This is a genomic window from Bradyrhizobium sp. Leo114 (assembly GCF_055229415.2).
The window spans coordinates 1-255 of sequence record NZ_JBUYEN020000278.1; the positions used below are offsets into that span (position 1 = coordinate 1).

At 62.4% G+C, this 255-nt stretch carries 1 protein-coding gene; it reads left to right on the forward strand.

Translation table 11 applies throughout. The features are described from left to right. On the forward strand, window positions 1–255 hold a 255-nt coding region (locus ACZIRK_RS45740; protein ID WP_474419914.1), incomplete at both ends, for a DDE-type integrase/transposase/recombinase.

Consider the following 255-nt stretch of genomic DNA (forward strand, 5'->3'; position numbering starts at 1 on the left):
GGCGACCAGGCGCAGGTCGACTTCGCTCAATTCCAGGTGCAGTTCACCGATGAGCCGGCGGTCACCCGCATCGTTTGGCTGTTCTCCTTTGTGCTCGGCTTCAGCCGGCTGATTTGGGCGCGTTTTGTCCTGCACCAGGACATGCAGACGGTTCTGCGCTGCCATATGGCGGCATTCGAGGCGATCGGTGGCATCCCCCATGAGATCCTTTACGACCGCATGAAGACTGCCGTCATCGGCGACGCCGGCGGCAGC